The sequence below is a fragment of the Paenibacillus sp. FSL R5-0490 genome (assembly GCF_001956215.1).
In the GTDB taxonomy this organism is placed as follows: Bacteria; Bacillota; Bacilli; order Bacillales; family Cytobacillaceae; genus Cytobacillus.
Map to the genome: position 1 here is coordinate 56,310 of NZ_MRTQ01000025.1, position 19,143 is coordinate 75,452.

Sequence of the window (19,143 nt, forward strand, 5' to 3'; positions counted from 1 at the left end):
ATAGTCGGAAATCAATCCCCAAAGGAGGGGCTTATATATGAAAATGGATAGCAGAAAAATGAAAAATGAATTAGAGCAGCGCTTAGCAAAAGAGAACCGGACTTTCTCTTTTGACAGGGAGAAAGACCAGCTTAGAATAGAAAATAAGGACACTGGAAAAGGAATTACCATCTCTCTGCCTGGCATTATAGCTAAATGGCAGGAGCAAAAGGAAAAAGCGATTGACGAAGTCGTTTATTATGTGGAGGAAGGCCTGGAAGCAATGGTGGAGGATGCTCATTTATCCGGCCATGAAAAAAATATTTTTCCGGTCATTCGATCAACTTCTTTTCCGGGTGAATCACAGGAAGGCATTCCTTTTCTGACAGATGAACATACTGCTGAAACCCGGATCTACTATGCCCTTGACCTCGGTAAAACGTATCGGCTTATTGATGCACAGCTAATGGGAAAAGAGGGATGGGATCCGGAAAGAATTAAAGAAACGGCTCTCTTTAATGTAAGATCTCTCTCGACCGATATGAAATCGGATACTGTAGCAGGCAATACTTTCTATTTCTTAAATAAGAATGATGGATATGATGCAAGCAGGATACTGAATGATTCGTTCATTAAAGAAATGAGCAGAAAAGCAGAAGGAACCATGGCAGTGGCAGTCCCGCATCAGGATGTACTAATCATTGCTGATATTAAAAATGAAACAGGCTATGACGTTCTCGCCCAGATGACAATGAGTTTCTTTGCGAGCGGCAGAGTGCCCATCACTTCCCTATCATTTCTATACGAGAATGGAGAGTTTGAACCAATATTTATTTTGGGTAAGAATAAAAAGAAATAGCTTTTAAAGGCCACATCAATGTGGTCTTTTTTATTGGCTGTTTTCGCAAGGTTTGTTGCTAATTGTATATTATTTACTGAGTTGATTGGAGCGGAAGGTGCGAGATCCTCGAAAATGCCTTCGGATTTTCTTCTTGCGGTGTTTACTCAAGGAAGCTTTTTCAAAGTCCTGCGGGAGTAGCGGGACAGGTGAGACCCCGCAGACGTGCAGCGTCGAGGATGCTCACCGCCCGCCCCGCGGTTCGCTGAGCATCCTGGAGCGGAAATCAACGGACAACATTACAGGTGATAATAAAACGATTTATACGAAAAAACTTTTTTATTAAAACTTGCCGACCCATCCTGAAAAAAGGTATTAAACCCCCAGGAGAGGTAAACTATTTTCGAAATATATAACAATCAATTATTTCTATTAGTATTGCGAAAAAAGTCAGCTGTCTGTACAAATGAATTATTAACCTTTCCTGAGTCGAAAGTATGTCTGCAGCTCTTCGTTTGTTTGTAAATTTACCCATTCTGTCTTTAAAAGGACTCATTCTCGGATTTCTTATTCAAAATCTGTGAATAACTGCTAAAATAATAGAGATAGTCTAACAAAGTTTTTGATAGAAAGAGTTGATATAAATGAGCTGGATTAAGAAACTGTTCCATATGTTTAAAGATAATGATGAAGAATATGAAGAATTTGAAGATCATGCGGATGAGCGAAACCAAGAGAAACAGCCTGCTTCTCAAAGTACAAAAGAAAGTTCAAGAGATGTAGATGCGAAAGTAGTTTATCAATATCCTAAAGGTCAATTCCGTTTTCCGGTCATACCTGACCATGAAGCAGCACGGGAAAATAAGAGGCAGCAAAAGCAGGAGCATACACGCGGGCAGACGGTTAAGGAAACACCTGAAAAACGGCAGCCAAGGGTAAGGGAAACGGAGCGGCAGAGAAAACCAAAACCAGCAGATTCTCCATTTCATGAAAAAAGGGTGCCCCGTTCTGCAGAAAGGGAGCGGCAAAAAAAGACTGCGCCATCACCTGCAAGTGAAGAAAAAATCCTGACCCGCAACGAAAGAGAGGCTGCCAATAAGAAAAGGCCTTTCCAGCCAACAGAAATTCCATCCCCGATATATGGGTTTAAGAGACCGGGTTCAAACACTCCTAAGGATCAATCAGGGAACGGGGAACAGGAAAATAACCGCAGGGAAATTACATACGATGAGGTTATGCGCAAAATTCAGCAGAAGCCTCAAAATGGGCCGAAGATGACTGCTGATGATTCGCCAAAAGAAAGAAAAACCGTCATTACTGATAAGCTGGAAGCTTTCCAGGGACAGGCTGCTGCATTGGAAAAAGAGGAACCGGCAGCAAAAAAATATAAAATAGGTGAAGCATCTGAATTAATGTTTGAAGTTCCGGAGGAAAACCAGGAAAAAGAACCCTGTGAAGTGGAAACACATGCAGCATGGGACGATGAGCTGGAACCTGTCATCCATCCTGGTTCTTCCAAACCAGCCGGCAATGAGTTTTCAAACCATGAAGAGTGCATTGATCATGAGAAAAAATCTGAAGTCAGCAGATCGCTCGCAAATATGATTGAAGAGGCTCTTCATGAAGAAGAAACAGAAGAAGAAACAGAAGAATACACAGAAGAATACACAGAAGAATACACAGAAGAATACACAGAAGACACAGCAGAACTTTCCGGACAGGATGATTTGAATTCTAATGCGATTCCAGAACCAGAGGCTGAAGAGGTCCCAGACGAAAGTCAATTAATCCAGGATATAAACATAGAATCAGAGAATGAAGAGATGTCAAATCCAGTGCAGGAAAGGAATGTTCAAGAAGAAAAGCCTTCTTCCAGAGGGTCAATCCCATTCAACGTCATTATGCTGAACAATGACAGAAAAAAATTGAACCAGCAGGGGAAAGTATCAAATCCGGCTGATGAAAAAAAAAATAATATCGCAATGTTTCCATCTGAAAGCATCCAGCAGTCTGCTGCTTCAGCAGAAAGAATTGAGGATTACTCGACTTCACCGGAATCGGACAGGATGAAGGAACAGCAGATATATCAGACGGAAGATGACATTTCGTATTATCAATTCCCTTCGCGGACATTACTGACACCGCCGGTAATCATGGATGAAGAATCTGATTGGCTTTACGAACAGGAACAGATGCTAAACTCCACCCTGCAGAATTTCAATGTCAGGGCCAGGGTTGTCAATGTTACGCAGGGACCTTCTGTCACAAGATTTGAAGTGCAGCCTGAACCGGGGGTCAAGGTGAATAAAATCACGAACCTCTCGGATGATATCAAGCTTAGTCTGGCTGCAAGGGATATTAGGATTGAGGCACCAATTCCAGGAAAGCATACAATCGGCATTGAGGTTCCAAACCAGAGCAGCCGCCCGGTATTTATCAGTGAGATCATAAACACCCCGGAGTTCCAGAATGGAAGCTCCCCATTGACGGCTGTGCTTGGACTTGATATCTCAGGAAAGCCGATTGTGACGGATTTAAGGAAAATGCCCCACGGTTTAATTGCCGGTGCAACGGGATCAGGAAAGAGCGTCTGTATCAACACGATCCTGGTAAGCCTTTTGTATAAGGCGAGTCCGGATGAATTAAAGCTTCTTCTGATTGACCCGAAAATGGTCGAACTTGCACCATATAATCGAATCCCTCATTTAGTCAGCCCCGTTATTACCGATGTAAAAGCAGCAACAGCTGCCCTGAAGTGGGCTGTAGAGGAAATGGAACGGAGATATGAATTATTTGCCCATGCCGGTGTGCGGGATATAAACCGTTTTAATGAGCTGGCTGAAGAGCATCAGCAATACTCAGATAAGCTTCCATTTATGGTCATTGTGATTGATGAGCTGGCAGATCTGATGATGATGGCGCCGGCCGATGTGGAAGAAGCCATTTGCCGGATAGCACAGAAAGCCCGGGCATGCGGAATGCATCTGATTATCGCAACCCAGCGGCCATCCGTAGATGTTATTACCGGCTTAATAAAAGCAAATGTGCCAACAAGGATTGCATTCTCTGTGTCATCCCAAATTGATTCAAGAACAATCATCGATATAAGCGGAGCGGAAAAGCTCCTGGGCCGGGGAGATATGCTTTTCCTTGAAAATGGATCCTCAAAGCCGGTCAGACTCCAGGGGACATTTGTTTCAGACAAAGAAATTGATGATGTAGTAGCCCATGTACGCAGGGAACAAGAACCTGATTACTTATTTGAGCAGGAAGAGCTTTTGAAAAAAGCCCAAGCCATTGAAGAAGAGGATGAACTGTTTTTTGAAGCATGCGAGTTTGTTGTTGATCAGGGCTCAGCTTCCACTTCAAGTCTGCAAAGAAGATTTAAAATAGGCTATAATAGGGCAGCCAGGCTGATTGATATGATGGAAAAGCAAGGGTTCATTTCAGAAAATAGAGGCAGCAAACCGAGGGATGTCCTTATTACTGCGGCTGATCTTGAATCCATACAAGACACTAGTACATTAAATTAATCCATGGTATTCTTTACTTGCATGTTTAAAATAATATGAATAACTACTACGATAACGAAGAAAGCATTCATAAGCCGGCGTCCTGCCGGCTTAGGGGCCTGCTCCTTGCAACGCCAAGTCTGCAGGCAAGCCTGCTTTCTTTCATGTTTGTAAGGAGCTTGGGATGAAAGAGATTGAAATGAAGGTTAAGGGAGAAATAAAGCGTCTGACAAACCAGACTTTTAAATTTGATGAACGTGTAAGAGATGGCTGGTTTTCAGCGGTTTACTTCCTAAAGACCAGAGAAATTGTTAAGAAATATCACGTTGATAAAATTGTAACTATGCAGTTTTTTCAAAAGAGTCATGCCGTTCTATGCGGTACGGATGAAGTCATTGCGCTGTTAAAAACATTTGCGGACCGTCCGGATGATCTGGAGATCCATTCATTAAAAGATGGTGACAAGATTTCACCCTTTGAAACAGTAATGACCATAACAGGAAGATATCAGGATTTCGGCTATCTCGAAGGAATCATTGACGGCATATTGGCCAGAAGAACTTCGGTTGCCACAAATGTCTATAATGTGGTAAAAGCAGCAGGAGTTTCCGGTGTTCAAAAACAGGTCATCTTCATGGGGGACCGGGATGATCACTATACCACCCAGGCAGGTGATGGATATGCAGCCTATATTGGGGGAGCAACAGCCCAGGCTACTCATGCGATGAACGAATGGTGGGGCAAAAAGGGCATGGGGACGATGCCGCATGCGCTGATTCAGATGTTTGAGGGAGATATCGTCGCGGCTGCTGAAGCTTATCAGGATACATTTCCTGAAGACGATTTAGTTGCTCTGGTAGATTATAACAATGATGCAATAATTGATTCCCTGAAAGTCGCAAGGGCTTTTGGCGATGAGCTTAAAGGTGTCAGGGTTGACACATCCAGAACGATGATTGATCAATATTTCTTAAGAAATCAGCATATCCTGGGAACATTTGACCCGCGTGGAGTCAATGCTGAACTGATTTTTGCTCTAAGAAAAGCGCTTGATGACGAAGGCTTCGGCCATGTGAAGATTGTGGTGAGCGGAGGCTTCACCGAATCCCGAATCCGTGATTTTGAAGAAAAGGGTGTTCCAGTTGATACTTATGGTGTGGGAAGCAGCCTTCTTAAGATCACCATTGGGTTCACGGGAGATAATGTGATGATAGACGGAAAGCACGCAGCCAAGGCAGGCCGCCGTTACCGCCCCAACCCCCGCCTTGAAAAAGTTGAATAACAGAGCAATACTTTTAAATGGATATGGAGGGCTCACTTTCGGTTTTGCATCCTTCTCGTAAAGCTGAACAGCTCCAGGGCGGGAATAGAGAGCCTTCCTGATATCCAATGGTTTATATGTAATGTTTAGGGAATAAATAGCTGGCAATACGTTACATAGTTTTTAAAATCGATTAATGATATAATGTTTCAATACATTAAAGTGTAAGTTTATCGCAGTCTAACGGGCAGTAAGACCCCCACTTCAAGACTCAGAGGAATCAAAGGAGGATAAGTGGGGATCAAACTGCCCGTAAAGGCCCGATTGGTTCAACTAACAATCAGTGGGGGATAAGGAAAACCCCCACTGATTGAAGTTTCACTTTATATAAATAACAGCGAAACAGCATAGCAGCACAGTCACGGAAGCATGTCTTCTCAGGGGATATGCGCAAAACTAGATATATGTCATATACTGTTTTACAGATATACGATGGTTGGAGGTTCTTTATATGACTATTTACCATTTCGTAGGTATTAAGGGGTCCGGAATGAGTGCATTGGCACAAGTTCTGCATGATATGAACTATCAGGTTCAAGGCTCCGATTTTGAGAAACACTTTTTTACACAGGTGGCACTTGAAAATTCCGGAATAAAGATCCTTCCCTTTCAAAAGGAAAATATACAGCCGGGCATGACGGTAATCGCCGGGAATGCATATCCGGACACGCATGAAGAGATTGAGGAAGCAATGAAGCTTGGCTTGCCTGTTGTGCGCTATCACCGCTTTTTAGGTGATTTTATGAAGAATTTCACAAGCATTGCAGTGACAGGAGCACATGGAAAAACATCCACTACAGGCTTGCTTGCACATGTTATGAGAGGTGCAAAACCAACTTCATTCCTTATTGGAGACGGTACGGGCAAAGGGGACGAAGAAGCTGAGTATTTTGTTTTTGAAGCTTGCGAATACAGAAGACACTTCCTTTCTTACTACCCGGATTATGCGATAATGACGAACATCGATTTCGACCACCCTGACTACTTTGCCAATGTTGAAGATGTTTTCTCTGCTTTTCAGGAGATGTCTTGGCAAGTGAATAAGGGCATTTTTGCATGCGGTGATGACGAACAGCTGCAAAAAATACAGGCTAAAGTGCCTGTCGTATTTTACGGTTTCGGAGAAGAAAATGATTTCCAGGCACGCAATGTAGTAAAGACGACTGAAGGGACAACATTTGACGTTTTTGTCCGCAATACCTTCTATGAGACGTTTTCAATTGCCGCCTATGGAGATCATAACGTCCTGAACTCTTTAGCTGTCATCGCTTTATGTCATTATGAAGAGATTGATGCGAAAATTGTTCAGGAACAGCTTCTTTCCTTTGAAGGGGTAAAAAGAAGATTTTCCGAGAAGAAAGTGGGCTCTCAAGTAATTATTGATGATTATGCCCACCATCCGACAGAAATTAAGGCAACTGTAGAAGCTGCCAGACAAAAGTATCCTGAAAAGGAAGTTGTCGCGGTTTTCCAGCCTCATACCTTTACGAGGACTCAGGCATTTCTTGAGGATTTTGCATCAAGCCTCAATTTGGCTGACAAGGTTTATCTATGTGAAATCTTTGGCTCTGCCCGGGAAAACCATGGAAAACTCACGATCAATGATCTAAAGGATAAAATTCCTAATGCACAAATTTTAAATGAGGAAGAAACAGCTATCCTAAGAAATCATGAAGAAAGTGTAATTATGTTTATGGGTGCCGGAGATATCCAAAAATTCCAGCAGGCATACGAAAACCAAATATAATTTATAAAAAAGGATGCTCCGCTCAGGAAGCATCCTTTTTTACATAGACTTGTAGCTCCTATTTTAAGTTCTCTGGATTTAATGCTTCCAGTTCAGCAATGACGAATCGCCCGTCTTTACGGATTAATACATCATCAAAGTAGATTTCACCGCCGCCATAGTCAGGGCGCTGGATGTTGACCATATCCCAGTGGATATTGGATTTATTGCCATTATACGCTTCGTCATAGCATTGTCCCGGTGTGAAGTGGAAGCTTCCATCAATTTTCTCATCGAACAGAATATCCTGCATCGGATGGAGAATGTACGGGTTAACCCCAATGGCGAATTCACCTATATAGCGCGCACCTTCATCCGTATCAAAGATTTTATTGATGCGTTCACTGTCATTGGCTTCCGCTTCAACAATTTTACCGTCTTTAAATGTCAGCTTGACATTTTCGAATGTAAAACCATGGTATGGAGATGGTGTGTTATAAGTGATAACGCCGTTCACAGACTCACGTACAGGGGCAGTATAAACCTCTCCATCAGGAATATTCATCTGGCCGGAGCACTTGATTGCCGGAATATCCTTAATCGAGAAGGACAGATCTGTGCCAGGGCCGGTGATCCGGACTTTATCGGTCTTATTCATTAATTCGACAAGGCTGTCCATCGCTTTATCCATCTTGCCGTAATCCAAGTTGCAGACATTAAAGTAGAAATCTTCAAATGCCTCTGTGCTCATTTTAGCAAGCTGAGCCATGGAAGAGTTTGGATAGCGCAGGACTACCCACTTCGTTTTTGGCACGCGAATTTCTCTATGTACTTTTTGACCTATTGTTGAACCATGGATTTTCATTTTATCATCCGGCACATCAGCCTGCTCGTTGATGTTATCTCCGGAGCGAAGTCCTATGTATGCATCCATTTTGCTCATAACATTTGCTTCAAATTCAGCCATCATATTGAATTGCTCTTCTTGTGCTCCTAAAAGCAGGGAACGATCCACCTGATGATCTTTTAAGGAGACAAAAGGGTATCCTCCAGCAGCGTATGCTTCCTTAACCAGTGCCGTCACTAATTCCTTCTGCAGTCCAAAATTTTCAATAAGGATCTTCTCGCCTTTCTGGAGACGGACTGAATAGTTAATCAAATTTTTGGCGAGTTTTTCAATACGGGGATCTTTCATGGATATATACCTCCATTAAATTTATTCTTCCGACAACTCTTATTGTAACCGAAATGAATGGTTTTGTTTAACCTTTTCCAATTATGCTAATATTTACTTTAACAGATGAAAATACCCGAATGAGAAGGAATTTGCACTTTACAAGTGGAATCTATTAATGTACTCCTGGTTTAGAGGCAGTGCATCTGGGTAAAAAGTTAGTATACAGACAACCGGAGGTGTAGGAATTGGAAATAATTTTATACTTAAGTGTAGCAGTCATTGCTATTGCATTCCTTGTTTTGGTCATTTATTTGGCAAAAACATTAAAATCCTTGCAAGGTACATTAGATAACGTTTCACACACATTAGCAGGCCTTGAAAGGCAATTAGACGGTGTTACGAAGGAAACTACAGTCCTTCTCCACAAAACAAATTCACTGGCAACAGATATTCAGCAGAAGTCTGAGAATCTGAACAGTGTCGTAACTGCGGTAAAAGAAGTTGGTGACTCTGTCCGCAAATTTAATGGATCCATTCAGAAAATCACATCTTCTGTTAACACACAGCTTGAACAGAATAAAGATAAAATCTCACAGGTGGTTCAGTGGAGCAATGTTCTCCTTGAAATCAAGGATAAGTGGAAAATGAGAAAAGAAGACCCTTATCAGTACAATGTCGGCGAGAAACAAATGCTTCCGCCCGAACGCCAGAGAGAAAGAGCACGATACTAGAATTAAAGGAGGAAAAAGGAGAATGAATAGCCAAGACCGTACTCAATTTGATTCAAACCAGGTAAAAACTGAGGAAAATATCAATACGAAGGATTTTATGATTGGTGCTCTTATAGGAGGAATGGTTGGCGCAGCTACAGCTTTGTTCCTGGCTCCAAAATCAGGAAAAGAGCTTCAAAGTGATTTAAGCGAAAAAGCGGCCATCCTGAAAGAAAAATCAGGTCAGTACCGCGAAACAGCTATGACAAAAGGAACTGAACTGGCAAATGCTGCAAAAGAGAAAACAAATGTGTTAACTCAAACAGTGACCAAGCAATCCAATGAGCTTGTAAATAAAGTGAAAAACTTAAAAGACTATCAAAATGGACAAGCTCCTGCAAACGGCACAGCTGAAGAAGAGGGAGCAGCTATCAATGATGAAACATTCCAGGCTGAAGGAAACGCTCCAGTCAATGATGCGGAAATCCAAATGAAACTGGAAGAAACGAAAAAGGCTTTTGACGAAACCGAGCAAAAGTATAACTAAACTATTTGTTTAAACAACGGTGAAGTGGTACGATAACTTCACCGTTGTTTAATTTTAGGAGGAGAGAAGAATGAAAAAATTTGATAGTCATGAAGCATTCAATCAAGCGGTAGAGTCAGGAGAGCAGCTGCTGCTTTTAAAACACAGCTCCACATGCCCGGTGAGCGGTGCAGCATATGAAGAATATGAAAGCTTTGTGAAAGAGAATAAAGATGTTAATGCTTATTATTTAGTTGTTCAGGAGGACCGCCCTTTGTCCAATCACATTGCAGAAGCTTTTCATATTAAACATGAGTCGCCTCAGGCAATTCTGTTTAATAATGGAGATGTAGTATGGCATGCATCACATTGGAAGATTACATATGACTCCCTTTTGAATGCAGTGAAGAAAAACAGCTAAAACCCATCCAATCGGATGGGTTTTTAATTTTTAGCTCTGTTTAATAGTTGAATGCTTATTATTTATGGCAGGCCACACAATTTTAAGGTGATCACCAGGCTCTACTGATTCATGAAAAGATGTTTGTTCCCCATTTTTCAAAAGGATGAAGCCGCCGGAAGAGGAAGCAGGCATATCGACATTAACATGACTGAATATATCCTGAAAAATAAAGGGGGATCTTGGTTTTTTCAGGATTGTTATCGCATCTCCAGCAGAAATCACGTCATCTTCGGTGAGTACAGCGCCTTCTCTCTGAAATTCGAGTATTCCCCTGGACAGCTCTATTTTCTTGCTGTTAAAAATGACAGGGATGCTCTCCTGAAGTTTCAGCTGCTTAATATCTGCTAATTCCTTTACGGTCAGAGTATTTCCTTTTTCAATGCGAAGATTGTCACCATCATCTACGATGCTGTGGCAATTAACCTCAAGGCCGTTTTTATAAAGCTTTCCGGAATGGCGCGGCAGAAAAGTCTCTTTTTCGTTAATGCTGATTCGAAAAGGCTTCAGCTCGTTTAATAAATTATTTAGATTTAAAATTGTTAAGATTTCTTCAACAGTTTCCGGTACTGTGCACACCACTTTATCCCGATCAGCAAGAGTCTGCTCGAGCGGGGCAACTTTTTCATTACAGGTAATGGCAGGGTGAATTGTATACTGTTTTCCGTTAATAGTGATAGTCTTTTCCGGGACTTCATCTATTAAATCCTTAATGCAAACTTCAGCAGGCAATCCGTCATGCCCTTTTGAAACGGTTATGCTATCCCCTGATTTGATTTCTTCATCTAAAGCACTTGGGATGTTGTTGCGAGTGATGACTGGAGCTTCTCCATGGCTTCCCGGAATCGTAATGCTTTGCCCGTTTAAATTGATAATCATGGCAAGGCCGGGCTTCCCGTAAAGCTTATTCATTTTAATGCCTGCTGCCAGCATACAATCCCCGACTGTCAGGTTTTTTACCTCAAATAGCCGGACAGGCTGATCGTTGACGTAAACAGTACAATATTGAACCGGCGCTTTTTTAGCGGCAATCGCAATTCCTATTGGGGTGACTAATTCAGGGCCCTGGTCTGTATAATCCGGTAAATGCAGCCCGCTGATAGCATCAATCCCTCTAATTGCAACTCTATTTGCCGGAAGGCCCAATCTGTTCGCTATCCTTTCAGGCAATCCGGGTGTTAAGCTCCCGCCGCCTGCCAGCATGACGGCTTTTGGCGGCCTGTTATTCAGCCGCACTATTTCTTCGCAGATGGAATTTGTCAAACGTTCCAGTGCTGGAGATATTTTTTCAATTGTCTCTTCTCTGCTGATTTCTGATTGGAAGCCGAGAATATCGGTGACAGTAATCGTATCGGATACGTGCAAGTCTCTTTTTGCCTTTTCTGCTAGAGGGAAGTCCAGCAGAAGCTGGTCACTAATGGCTTCGGTGATCTCATCACCTGCTACAGGGACCATTCCAAATGCAGTAACTGTCCCCAAATCTGTTATGGCAATATCGGATGTTCCGGCACCGATATCAACAAGTGCCACATTCAGCCTTCTCATTGAAGGCGGGATCAGGACATTAATAGCCGCGATTGGCTCCAGTGTTAAGGCTTCCATTTCCAGGCCAGCCCTTTGAAGAGCTGAGATGAGTGACTCCACTACAACCTTTGGCAGAAAGGTAGCAATGATTTCTACAGATGCTTCATCCCCCTGCTGATCAATCAGACTGCCGATTTCCTCTCCATCAAGGTGGTAGTATAAAACCGAATATCCAACACAATAGTAATAATAGCTTTTTTCAGCTGCCTGCTTTTCTGCTGCGATTGCCTGTGCCTGCTGAACCGCACTTAATTCAAGGTGAATTATATCCTGTTTTTGCATCATCGGTTTGCCTTTAATGGTGATCGATGTTTTAGATCTTTCTGTTTTTAAAGCCCTGCCAGCTGCTGCTACACAAACTTTATTTAATGGGCCGTGTTTCACTTCAAGTTCATCTCTTATTTCTGCTATAATTTTCGAAACAGCCGGAACATCATGGATCTGGCCATCGAGCATGGCCCTTTCTGCATGCTCCTTAATCACGATGTCTTTCACATGGTATTTGCCGCCGTCTTCCTCAAGAATAATTCCGACCACCGTGCGAGTGCCGATATCCAGTGCAAAAAGCTTTTTTTGTTCGTCCAAAGCAATACACCTTCTTTTGAATTGTCATAGAATGCTTAATTATGCCTTTATATTGCTTTATTACTTAAAAGCGTTTAATTAATAAAGAAATTTTTCGTGACATGTCTGAATAATTCATATATAATAACCCTAATTATAAAAAATGTATCATATATCGAGGGGCCGTAAAAGAGAAAGATGGAAATACTTAACTCGTGCTTAGGGTGCGGGCTTTGTGCATACATCCTGAAAATTCAAAACGGCTTAAATTGAGATTCGAAAGGAAGGGACAGGAAATGAGCAATAATGAACTGGATAAACTTCGTGATCGAGTGGATGAGCTGAATCTTCAGCTTTTATCTTTGATCAATGAAAGAGCTGAACTTGTTCAAGAAATTGGAAGAGTAAAGGAAACACAAGGGGTTTATCGTTATGATCCTGTCCGGGAACGCAAAATGCTGGACTTAATAAAAGAGCATAATGACGGTCCTTTTGAAAATTCAACAATTGAGCATATGTTCAAGGAAATATTTAAAGCAGGTCTTGAACTTCAAAAAGATGATCATAGAAAAGCGCTTCTTGTTTCACGCAAAAAGAAGCCTGAAAACACAATTGTGGACTTGAAAGGTGAAAAAGTAGGAGATGGCAATCCTCATCTTGTTTTTGGTCCATGTGCAGTTGAATCATATGAGCAGGTAGCAACTGTTGCTGAAGCTGTAAAAGCGAAAGGGCTTAAACTTCTTCGCGGAGGAGCATATAAACCAAGAACTTCTCCATATGATTTTCAGGGTCTTGGCCTTGAAGGCCTGAAGATTTTAAAAAGAGTGGCAGATGAATACGATCTGGCAGTTATTTCTGAAATTGTAAGCCCTAATGATATTGAAACAGCTGTAAATTATATTGATGTCATTCAAATCGGTGCAAGAAACATGCAAAACTTCGAGCTATTAAAAGCAGCGGGTGCTGTAAATAAGCCAGTTCTTTTAAAGCGCGGGATTGCAGCTACAATTGAAGAATTCATTAATGCAGCGGAATACATCATGTCCCAGGGAAATGGACAGATCATCCTGTGTGAGCGGGGAATCCGCACCTACGAACGGGCAACACGCAATACACTGGATATTTCAGCAGTGCCAATCCTTAAGCAGGAAACACATTTGCCTGTACTGGTTGACGTTACACATTCAACAGGCCGCAGAGATTTGCTTCTTCCGGCAGCAAAAGCAGCGCTGGCAATCGGCGCAGATGGTGTAATGGCAGAAGTTCATCCTGACCCGGCTGTTGCCCTTTCAGATTCAGCACAGCAAATGGACTTAAATCAATTTGATCATTTTATGTCTGAACTGCAATCTTCAGCATTGCTGAAAGTGTGATCATCGAATAAGAGCCGTTCGCGCATTCTGATTCGGCATCCACGGAACTATTCAATATACGGAGAGCCTTCTGCTAATGGCAGAGGGCTCTTTTTTTCGCTTGTAAAGTGAAGTTTTAAGTTTTTTTCAGAAATATAAGCCTTGACATTGCGGCAAATCCTGGACTGTCGTATGATTAAATACATAATTGTTCATGTGTAACTACTCACAAATTAGGATAAAAAATGAGTAGGTTATGTCGTGTTGCTGTAAAATATAAAATAATAGAAGTGACCGCTAATTAAAGAAGGAGTGTCAGTAATGAATGTAACAATATATGATGTGGCAAGAGAAGCGAATGTATCAATGGCAACGGTTTCTCGTGTTGTAAATGGCAACCCGAATGTTAAACCGGCAACAAGAAAGAAAGTAATGGAAGTAATTGACCGGCTTGGATACCGTCCTAACGCAGTTGCAAGAGGATTGGCAAGCAAGAAAACCACTACAGTCGGTGTGATCATTCCCGACATTTCCAGCACCTTTTTTGCAGAACTGGCAAGAGGCATAGAAGATATTGCGACAATGTACAAATACAATATCATTCTCAGCAACTCCGACCAGAATATCGAAAAAGAGATGCACTTGCTCAATACTATGCTAGGGAAACAGGTGGATGGTATAGTCTTCATGGGCGGCAACATTACGTCCGAGCTTGTTGAAGAGTTTGAAAAGTCTCCGGTTCCAATTGTGCTGGCCGGCTCTATTGAAGAAACAGGCAAAATTCCATCCGTAAATATTAATTATGAACAGGCAGCATTTGATGTCACAAAGTCATTTATTGAAAAAGGCCATAAAGATGTAGCGCTTGTGGTAGGACCCCTTCGTGAGCCGATTAATCAGGAAAAGAAGCTTGCAGGTTATAAGCGTGCATTGGAAGAATCTGAAGTATCCTTCCGCGAGGATTTGGTGGTTGAAGGAGATTATACGTACGATTCAGGTATAGAAGCCTTTGAAAAGCTGCTTGAGGCCGACCCTCGTCCAACTGCTATATTTGCGGGATCTGATGAGATGGCTTTAGGAATCGTCCATGGGGCTGAGGATAAAGGCTATCATGTCCCGAAAGACTTTGAGGTCATCAGCTCAGACAATACCAGATTGACCTTAATGGTCCGTCCCCAGCTGACGTCAGTTGTACAGCCATTGTATGATATCGGTGCAGTTGCCATGAGATTGCTTACGAAACTTATGAATAAAGAATCTGTCGATGAGCAAATTGTTGTACTCCCACATCGAATTGAAGAACGAAGCTCAACAAAATAAGAAACATGCCGATATAAAAGAAAAGCGGAAGCGCCTCGACCATCCCCGACAAGCGCTGGAGGTCCAGAAGTTGAAGTCGTTCTTTGACTTCAGCATCTGGACCGAAGTGACTCGGGGGGCTAGGCGCTGCAGCTGGACAAGGGAAGAAAGAAAAACGCCTTAATTTGAAAGGCGTTTCTTTCTGTCAAAGTTTATCGCAGTCTAACGGGCAGCAAGATCCCCACTTCAAGACTCAGTGGAATCAAAGGAGATAAGTGGGGGTCAAACTGCCCGTAAAGGCCCGATTGGTTCAACTAACAATCAGCGGGGAGAAAAGCACTCCCACTGATTGAAGTTTCACTTTATCCTAAAACTTTTAGATAATGCAGTGAATCAGGGAGAGAGAGTATGAGAAAGTTCGATATGTTAACACCTGCAGGGTTAATGGTGGGCATGGCTATGCTTATTTTTGGGATTATGTGGAATGGTGGAGCAGATGGATTTTTATCATTTATTGACCCTTCATCAATCCTTATTGTTTTAGGGGGATTAATAGCCGGGCTGCTTGTTAGTTTTCCATTAAAAGATATCAGGCATATGCCCACAGTTTTTAAGCAGGTTTTTTCCAATGAAGAACAAAGCGTTGGCGAGATGATTGGAATTTTTGTCAAACTCTCTGAGCGTGCCCGGCGTGAAGGGCTGCTGTCGCTTGAGGCTGAAGTCGGGAAAGTTGAAGATTCTTTTATTCGGAAAGGCATTTATCTCGCTGTGGATGGCATAGAGCCGGATGTCATTACTGACATTATGAATGCCGAAATAATGGCGATGGAAGAGAGGCACAGAAAAGGCAGGAGCATTCTTGAAAGAGCGGGTGAGTACGCTCCCGCATGGGGAATGATAGGGACTCTGATCGGCCTGGTTCTGATGCTGAAAAATTTAAATGATCCCTCCACTCTTGGGCCAAATATGGCCATTGCCTTATTGACTACTTTATATGGCTCACTTCTGGCTAATCTTATTTTTCTGCCGATGGCAGCAAAGCTGGCTTTAAAGACAGAGAAGGAAGTGTTTTTAAAGGAGATCATTATTGAAGGGGTCATCGGTGTTCAATCCGGTCAAAATCCAAAAATTCTGGAGGAAAAGCTGAGTGCCTTTTTATCCTCTGAGGAACGGAGAGAGCTTGAGAGAGCTGTAAACGCGGGGGAGGCTTTGGATCATGAGGCGTAGGCGAAGACCTCCTGAGCCTCCCAAGGGTGCCCCGCGCTGGATGGTGACTTTTTCAGATCTCGTCACATTAATTTTGGTTTTCTTTATTCTGCTTTTTTCAATGTCACAGATCGATTTAATGAAATTTCAGACGATATCTGACTCCTTCAGGGACAGACAGGTGCTTGATTTCCAGCCGTCCATCATCCCCGCGGAGAATCAGGGAGAAATGAAAGAAAATACGGAAGAAGAAGGCAGCGGTCAATCTGATTCACTTGATAAGCTCCAGATGGAAATACAGTCCTTTCTGGATGAGAATGGATTAGAAGAGGTGATAGTGGCAAACAGAACGGAGCGTGGTGTTGTTCTCGTTCTGCAGGAACAGGTTTTATTCGAATCCGGGGAGGCCAGTCTTATAGACAGCTCATACCCTTTCCTGGATAAAGTAGGAACCCTGTTAGCAAACATGCCCAACCTGGTGAAGGTGGAAGGACATACTGATGACCGGCCCATAACCACATACAGATATCCGTCCAATTGGGAGTTATCTGCCGCCAGGGCCAGTACAGTAATCAGATATTTAACAGAAGGGCATAAACTTGACAGCCACAGATTTATGGCTGTCGGCTACGGGGAAACCCGTCCCATCGTTCCCAATTCCGGACCGGAAAATTGGGAGAAGAACAGGCGTGTTGAAATCATTATTTCTGATCCGAAATTTAATGAAGAGAATAATCAATAAACAGGTCTGGCTAAAGCCAGACCTGTTTATTTGCGTGTGAAGAAATGGCAGCCGGATGTTTCCGGCCAGTCACTTTCTTATTTAGACTCTGTCATTGATTTGTTCCGGATGGGATATAGAACCTTGTCCAATGTCCGGGCATTTTTTTCAGTTATTTCACTTTTTCGGGGGATAGGGTTATATAAATCAGCCGGATCTTCCCATTCAGAGGGAAGAGGCACAGGTGCGTGTTCTTTCCACTTATTTATCCATTCCTCCGGGATATTGCCGTAACAATTAGAGTTTTCAGTCATTTCGAGCCAAATCATGGCCCATGCCCGGGGAACAACTCGCCAAATATCATAGCCGCCGCCGCCGACTGCAATCCATTTCCCTCCGCAATATTCATGGGCAATTTCATGAGCCAGTTTCGGAATTTCCCTATAGATTCTTATAGTAGATGATAGATGGGTAAGAGGGTCAAGGTAATGTGCATCAGCACCATTTTGCGTCAAAATTACATCAGGCCTGAAAAATTCCGCAACCTCCCGAAAAGCTGTACGGTATGCATGCAGCCAGGAATCGTCTTCAGTGAAAGCATCCACGGGAATATTGAAAGAGAATCCATATCCTTTCCCTTGTCCCCGTTCATTGATATTTCCGGTACCGGGAAACAGGTATCGGCCTGTTTCATGAATTGATAGGGTGCATACATCCGGGTCATCATAAAAAGACCATTGGACACCGTCACCATGATGAGCATCAGTATCTACATACAGAACACGGGCTTTATACTTTTCCTGCATGTACTTTATGGCTACTGAGCTATCGTTGTAAATGCAAAATCCGGAGGCTTTTCCCCGAAAACCATGGTGAAGGCCTCCACCAAGGTGCAGTGCATGCTTAGCACGTCCGCTCATTACGGCATCAACGGCTGCCAGGGTGCCTCCTACTAAAAGAGAGCTCGCTTCATGCATATTGGGAAATACGGGTGTGTCCTCAGTTCCAAGACCATAGTTTTCGCATGATTCCTCCGGAAGCTGTCCCCGGCCGGCAAGCTTGACAGCATTCACATAATCAGGATCATGAATCAGGTGAAGCTCTTCATCCGCAGCCTGGCGGGGCGGGATAATATGAGTGTCATCGATGGCATTTATATTTTTGAGCAAATCGAGTGTCAGCTTCAGCCTTATCTGATTAAAAGGATGATTTTTGCCGAATTTGTAATTCAGCAGGTCTTCCGAATAAACAAATACTGAATCATGTATCATAGTGACATCCCCGGCATATTTGGCCATAAAACGTGGTGGCCTGCTTTTTTCAAATCTTCCACTACAAGCGTAGGGTTCATTGTCTGTACCCTTATCACGAGTATTTTGAATTTATCATCCGTTTTGTCAGGATATACAAGGACACTCTGGATATTTGCTTTCCTTTTGCAAATGACTTCAGCGATTTCAAACAGCATGCCCGCCTTGTTTGGCACCTTAACTTCAATCTGCGAGCCTGGCTGATGAGCTCCCGTCAATTGAACTAATGTATGAAGCAAATCGGTTTCTGTGACAATCCCAACCACCTTATTATCGTTTAATATAGGCAGGCAGCCAATCCGCTGCTCGTAAAAAACCGCAGCAATTTCTTCAGCAAAATCAAGCGGATGACCAGTGATGATATCTGTCTTCATAATCATTTTTAACGGTCTCTGCAGATCTTCCTTAAACAGTTCTGTATGAAAAATAGAAGGGGTGGCATCCCGGATATCTCTGTCTGTTACAAGTCCCTGGAGTCTGCCATCTTCATCTGTTATCGGCAAATGCCGGATTCTTTTTTCGCTCATAATTCTTATGGCGTCGGCAATCGTGTCTTCTTTTGACAAAGCAGTGACATCCGTTTTCATAATTTCTTCAACAATCACCTTAAATGCCTCCTTTTAAAGTGAAACTTCAATCAGTGGGGGTTTTCCTTATCCCCCACTGATTGTTAGTCGCGTTCTAGTGTTGCTAAGGTCTCCGCTAGCGCTTCGATCAATCGACACTGCGAACCCGATTGGTTCAACTAAGCCTCTGCCTGCGCGACGGCAAGTTTCACTGTATCTCACCAATCGGGCCTTTACATTATAAAGCGAGGCGACTTGCCTTGGGGTGACAAGCATAAGACGAGCAGATGGT

Annotated in this window: 15 protein-coding genes; 11 read left to right on the top strand and 4 right to left on the bottom strand. The window is 42.8% G+C overall.

The genetic code is table 11. The features are described from left to right. Nucleotides 1-37 precede the first annotated feature (37 nt). From BK139_RS19010 to murC, 4 genes are all read left to right on the top strand, one after another. Nucleotides 38-838, top strand: coding sequence for a DUF1444 domain-containing protein (locus BK139_RS19010; protein ID WP_076261941.1), 801 nt, complete (start codon nt 38-40; stop codon nt 836-838). Nucleotides 839-1,461: 623 nt separating this feature from the next. After that, entirely contained in the window at nt 1,462-4,350 is a 2,889-nt protein-coding gene (locus BK139_RS19020) for a DNA translocase FtsK (protein ID WP_076261946.1), read from the top strand. A gap of 163 nt (nt 4,351-4,513) precedes the next feature. Continuing rightward, nucleotides 4,514-5,611 (top strand): nicotinate phosphoribosyltransferase, encoded by a 1,098-nt coding sequence (locus BK139_RS19025; RefSeq protein WP_076261947.1) that lies wholly within the window; start codon nt 4,514-4,516, stop codon nt 5,609-5,611. Between the two features lie 490 nt (nt 5,612-6,101). After that, on the top strand, nt 6,102-7,397 hold the full coding sequence (gene murC / locus BK139_RS19030; RefSeq protein ID WP_076261949.1) for a UDP-N-acetylmuramate--L-alanine ligase: 1,296 nt from the start codon (nt 6,102-6,104) through the stop codon (nt 7,395-7,397). Between the two features lie 58 nt (nt 7,398-7,455). Here the strand turns inward: murC and BK139_RS19035 are convergent, their stop codons facing one another. After that, the gene (locus BK139_RS19035) at nt 7,456-8,571 is read right to left on the bottom strand and encodes an aminopeptidase (RefSeq protein ID WP_076261951.1); all 1,116 of its coding nucleotides are present in this window, start codon (nt 8,569-8,571) and stop codon (nt 7,456-7,458) included. 227 nt (nt 8,572-8,798) lie between these two features. Here BK139_RS19035 and BK139_RS19040 point away from each other — a divergent pair, with 227 nt between their 5' ends. The 3 genes from BK139_RS19040 to ytxJ all read left to right on the top strand — a co-directional run bounded on the left by BK139_RS19040 (nt 8,799) and on the right by ytxJ (nt 10,210). Further along, nucleotides 8,799-9,284: a DUF948 domain-containing protein gene (locus BK139_RS19040; RefSeq protein WP_035330351.1), complete on the top strand. Its 486-nt coding sequence runs from the start codon at nt 8,799-8,801 to the stop codon at nt 9,282-9,284. 22 nt (nt 9,285-9,306) lie between these two features. After that, nucleotides 9,307-9,810, top strand: a complete 504-nt coding sequence (locus tag BK139_RS19045) for a YtxH domain-containing protein (protein WP_076261953.1) — start codon at nt 9,307-9,309, stop codon at nt 9,808-9,810. A 70-nt stretch (nt 9,811-9,880) separates the two neighbouring features. Beyond that, nucleotides 9,881-10,210 (top strand): bacillithiol system redox-active protein YtxJ, encoded by a 330-nt coding sequence (gene ytxJ / locus BK139_RS19050; protein WP_076261955.1) that lies wholly within the window; start codon nt 9,881-9,883, stop codon nt 10,208-10,210. A 30-nt stretch (nt 10,211-10,240) separates the two neighbouring features. Here the strand turns inward: ytxJ and pilM are convergent, their stop codons facing one another. Continuing rightward, entirely contained in the window at nt 10,241-12,418 is a 2,178-nt protein-coding gene (pilM, locus tag BK139_RS19055; protein WP_076261957.1) for a cell division protein FtsA, read from the bottom strand. Nucleotides 12,419-12,693: 275 nt separating this feature from the next. Between pilM and BK139_RS19060 the strand changes: the two genes are divergently transcribed. From BK139_RS19060 to motS, 4 genes are all read left to right on the top strand, one after another. Beyond that, entirely contained in the window at nt 12,694-13,770 is a 1,077-nt protein-coding gene (locus BK139_RS19060; protein WP_076261985.1) for a bifunctional 3-deoxy-7-phosphoheptulonate synthase/chorismate mutase, read from the top strand. Between the two features lie 300 nt (nt 13,771-14,070). Further along, on the top strand, nt 14,071-15,069 hold the full coding sequence (gene ccpA / locus BK139_RS19065; RefSeq protein WP_076261960.1) for a catabolite control protein A: 999 nt from the start codon (nt 14,071-14,073) through the stop codon (nt 15,067-15,069). Between the two features lie 387 nt (nt 15,070-15,456). Next, nucleotides 15,457-16,275 (top strand): flagellar motor protein MotP, encoded by an 819-nt coding sequence (gene motP, locus BK139_RS19070; RefSeq protein WP_076261962.1) that lies wholly within the window; start codon nt 15,457-15,459, stop codon nt 16,273-16,275. Further along, the gene (motS, locus tag BK139_RS19075) at nt 16,265-16,996 is read left to right on the top strand and encodes a flagellar motor protein MotS (protein ID WP_076261965.1); all 732 of its coding nucleotides are present in this window, start codon (nt 16,265-16,267) and stop codon (nt 16,994-16,996) included. The genes motP and motS overlap by 11 nt, the downstream gene beginning before the upstream one ends. Before the next feature lie 77 nt (nt 16,997-17,073). On the opposite strand, the gene BK139_RS19080 is transcribed toward motS, so the two are convergent. Together BK139_RS19080 and BK139_RS19085 are read right to left on the bottom strand one after the other, a co-directional pair. Further along, on the bottom strand, nt 17,074-18,246 hold the full coding sequence (locus BK139_RS19080; RefSeq protein ID WP_076261968.1) for an acetoin utilization protein AcuC: 1,173 nt from the start codon (nt 18,244-18,246) through the stop codon (nt 17,074-17,076). Further along, on the bottom strand, nt 18,243-18,890 hold the full coding sequence (locus BK139_RS19085) for an acetoin utilization AcuB family protein (protein ID WP_076261970.1): 648 nt from the start codon (nt 18,888-18,890) through the stop codon (nt 18,243-18,245). The genes BK139_RS19080 and BK139_RS19085 overlap by 4 nt, the downstream gene beginning before the upstream one ends. Nucleotides 18,891-19,143 lie beyond the last annotated feature (253 nt).